The 4,094-nt window shown below is 63.9% G+C and carries 4 protein-coding genes; 2 read left to right on the top strand and 2 right to left on the bottom strand.

All coding sequences use genetic code 11. The annotated features are described in order from the left end of the window. Positions 1-266 (bottom strand): hypothetical protein (locus JSV65_17815; protein ID UCH34358.1); only part of this gene is annotated, 266 nt, incomplete at its 3' end. 112 nt (positions 267-378) lie between these two features. Beyond that, positions 379-1,428 (bottom strand): Gfo/Idh/MocA family oxidoreductase, encoded by a 1,050-nt coding sequence (locus tag JSV65_17810; protein UCH34357.1) that lies wholly within the window; start codon positions 1,426-1,428, stop codon positions 379-381. A gap of 371 nt (positions 1,429-1,799) precedes the next feature. Between JSV65_17810 and msrA the strand changes: the two genes are divergently transcribed. Then, entirely contained in the window at positions 1,800-2,264 is a 465-nt protein-coding gene (msrA, locus tag JSV65_17805; protein UCH36834.1) for a peptide-methionine (S)-S-oxide reductase MsrA, read from the top strand. Positions 2,265-2,455: 191 nt separating this feature from the next. Continuing rightward, a partial coding sequence (locus JSV65_17800) for a hypothetical protein (GenBank protein UCH34356.1) occupies positions 2,456-4,094 on the top strand: 1,639 nt, incomplete at its 3' end.

The following is a 4,094-nucleotide window of genomic DNA, read 5'->3' as shown; positions in this document are numbered from 1 at the left end:
GTGATGGCGCGGTCGAGCATCTTGTGCGCCTCCGCGCGCTCCTTGGCGTTCGGCGACAGGTAATTCCAGCCCCAGATGCCGAGCATGCACACGCGCACGCCGTGCTTCCTGTGGATGGCGCGCATCTTCGTCACCGTATCCGCGGTCAGGTCGCGGAAGTCGCCCCAGTAGTTGTACTCCAGGCCTTCGTAGCCGTGTTCCTTGGCGAACTGCGAGTCCTGCGCGACACCTTCCAGACTGTTCTCCCCGATGAAGCCGAGTTTCATGTGTCTCTCCTATTCGGAACCTGAAATCGTACCGCCAAGGCACCGAGGCACAATCAGGTGCAGTGCCGGCCGGCCCGGCGGCCCCGATGTCTTCGCATTATGTCAGCGGCGGTCACGCCCCGTCGCGGATGCGGACTTCCTTTCCGCTCTCGGCACTGCGCAGCAATGCCTCCATCATCTGCTGCACGATCAGGCCGTGGCGCAGGGGTGCCGCGCACTCCACGGCGTCGAGGATGCAATCAATGAAGTGTCCTGCGATGTTATCCCAGCCTGAAGGTCCGCGCGGCAGATTCACTGTCACGTCCTGTGGCGCCCCGTCCTCGGTGCGGTAGATCGTGAGCGGCGAGTACCGCGCGCCCCCCTCGGTGCCGAACAGCTCGATCTGGAACTCCTCGGGCTGATGTGACGCCCAGAAGCTCTCGACCTGCAGACCGATGCCGCCTTCGAAGCGGATGAACCCGCCGGCGTAATCATCGCTCGCGTACTGCGTCCACACCTTCTTGGGCGGCGCCTGATAATCCCAATAGCCCAGACCGCGCGGGCCGAACTTCGCGCCGGCGACTCCGGTTACAGTAATCGGCCGCGGTCGGCCGAGCAGCCACCACGCCGCGTCGAGCACGTGCACGCCCATATCGCGGAACGCGCCGCCGCCCTTCTGGATGAAGCCGAGGTTCCACGCGGGGATGCCGCTGCGGCGGATGCTTCGCGCCCGTCCGTAGTACAGCTCGCCGAGTTGCCCCTCGCGAATCAGGCCGCCGAGGTACTGACAGTCGCGCCCGAAGCGCGTGCTGAGCGACATCATGTTGACCACGCCGGCGGCTTCGGCCTCGCGGACAAGCGTCGTTGCGGCGCGTTCGGAATCGGCGAGCGGCTTGGTGATGAAGACGTGCTTGCCGTTGCGCACCGCCGCGAGCCCCATCGGGACGTGCATTTGGTTGGGCGTGCCGACGAAGACCGCGTCAACTTCCTTGTCGCGGCACATCTTCTTGTAGTCCGTAAACATCTTCACCGGCTCGGGCAGCTCTTTGGCGAAGTCCTGCATGCGGTCCTCGACCAGGTCGCACAGCGCAACCACGCGGCCGCGCGGGTTCTTCGCAATCGCCTGGGCATTGGGCCGTCCGATACCCATGCCGATAATACCGACGCGCACTTCCCTAGCCATCAATCACCCTCCGGTCCGGTTGGGACAACCATTGGCGGGGTGACTTCGGCGCCGAGGGCGCGGCTCCTTCCGCAGCAGAGCCAGGACACCTTCCCTGCGGCAGCGATTGGCGCGCGGCGCGGTTGCGTGACTGTGCGACGGCACAACTGAGCATACTCTTGGGCGGCAGGGAGGACAGCACGCTCGGCGGCGACGGGCACGACGCGGGTAAGAGATAACTAGGGGGCACCAAACGACGAAGAGGAACGACAATGCCCGGCAAAACGGCGGCGTTGATAGCCCTGGCCGCGCTGGTCGGCCTTGCTGTATATGCCAACTACGGAGGAATGGGCGCAGACACGCAGATAAGTGTGCTTGACGCGAAGACGACTATGCATACCGCGAACAGTAGAGACAATCTCGAGACGGCGACCTTCGCAGCGGGATGCTTCTGGGGGGTGGAGCAGGCTTTTCGGCGGGTGAAGGGCGTCATGTCCACCTCTGTCGGCTACACGGGCGGTGACGTCGAGAAGCCGACGTACGAAAGGGTGTGCTCGGGAACGACGGGCCACTCGGAAGCAGTGCACGTGACGTTCGACCCCGAGCAGGTCACCTATGACGAGTTGCTCGACGTGTTCTGGGGGCTGCACGACCCATCGCGCAAGGCGGGCCGCCAGTACCGCTCCGCGATCTTCTTCCACAGCCCGGAACAAGAGGCAGCGGCGACAGCTTCGAAGGCAAAGCTGGAGGAATCAGGCAAGTACAAGGGGCAGATCGCTACGGAGATACTGCCGGCGGAGCGATTCTGGCGAGCCGAGGAGTACCACCAGCAGTACCTGGAGAAGCGGAATCTCTAGGCCTCGCACGCGGTAGCGGCACATTGCGGACACATGTGGACGCCCGTGAACTGGGGAGGGCCGCGAGAGACGGCGAGGCCCTCCCGAACGCGTTGCGGTCGCGCGTCATCTGATCGCGAGCCAAGGATTACGTTAGCCGCGCGAAGAAGAACGTCTGATCTGCCATGTGCCGTCCTCGGGAGTGTTCATCCATGAGTATCGTTTCCGGTCGCATCGCGGGTCCGGCGGGCCCCGCGCTGGTTATCGTGGTGGCCGCAGCGCTGATCGGTTTGGGCGTGCCGTTGAATACCGCCAGCGCTGCGTCGCCGCGCAACAGCCGAAGCATCCTCCTCGATCAGTCCCATGAGTATCTGTTCGCGGTGGATCATCTCGGCGGGGTGTTATACGAAAGCGGGTATGATGTCACTGTATCGCGAGACGTTTTTCCGCCCGATGATCTGGACGCGTTCGACGTACTCCTACTGCATCAGAGTTCGGTGAGCATAGATTACGATGCCCGCTCGCTCTCGCGCATTCGCCAGTTCGTGCTGGAGGGCGGCGGCCTGTATCTCATGGCGAATCCACTGGCGTCCTTCGCCGGGAGAGACTACCCGATCGAGAAAGTCGCGGATCTCTTCGGGGTGAGGCTCGAACGAACTCCGGGCCAACCGCCGCTGACCACAGTGAGCGAGGCATTTTTCGGCAACGCGTTCGAACTGACCAGGCTGCACGCGCATCCAGTCGGGGTCATGACCATTGGGCGACAATCGGACCCGCAGTTGCGAGGCGCCGGCGTGATGGCGACCGACGCGGGCGGGAGCGCGGTCCTGCTCCTGCTGCAGTACGGCGGCGGCCGCGTCGTGATAACGACCGATCACTCCCTGCTGCGCAATCCGAGCTTCGAGCGCTCGACGCCGCAGACCCAGCGGCAGCGCGAGTTCATCGTGCGCCTATTTGACTGGCTGGCGCGCCTCGACCAGCGGAACGACTCGCCGGCCAAGCCGCGAAGAGGGCTGCAGATGCGGACGCCGCGCACGGTGCTCGAACGCAATGGCCTGGTGGTCGCCTACACGCCTGCGCTGCGCGACGGCGCGGCGTACATCCTCGCCGCGTATGATCGCTTCTATGCAGCGATGAAGGACTTTTTCCAGTGCGAGCCGCGCCGCCCTCTGCGCCTGGAAGCACTGGCGACCGGCGGCGGAGCGTTCACCAGCTTCCCGCTTCTCGGCATCGGCGTACTCACTGGCGACCGAGCCGCCCTCGACGGGTTCCTGCTCTGGGAGATGACCAATGCTTGGCCGCTGCCGATGGCGCCCTCTTTCACCGAGGCGTGGGCGACATTCGTGGGCAGCGAACTCGGGGCGCGCCTGGGAGTAATGTCGGCGGAGCAGGCAAAGCGCGACATAGCCAGTCACAAGGTGATCATACAGGCCGACGATCCTGACTTCACGCGGTTCGATATATCCATTCCTGACCCGGACAAGACCTACCCCGGCAAGCCGCAGCGCGATTTCAACTGGAACCATTTTCGCATGCTGAAGTGCGCGCTCGTTCTCAGGGAGCTTTACGAACGATACGGGATCGACATGTTTCGGCGGCTTGTCCGTATCCATCGCGCCGAACACGGCGCGAGCACGTTCATGGTAACGCCCGACTTTGACTCATACGTGCGCGAAATGAGCCTGGCTGCGGGAGAAGACTTAACGCAGTTCTTCAAAAGCTACGGCGCAACGGTCGGAGACATCGGTCTGCCAAAAGATCCCGGAGCGATCGCCGCGATGGCGGACTCCATCATTGAGCAGGAAGCGAAGCGACAGGCAGCGGAGGCGGAGGGGTGGGCGGAATTCAGCC

Source organism: Armatimonadota bacterium, from assembly GCA_020354555.1.
GTDB lineage: Bacteria > Armatimonadota > Hebobacteria.
The sequence above is the reverse complement of the archived record's forward strand: the minus strand, read 5'-3'. Positions and strand labels throughout refer to the sequence as shown.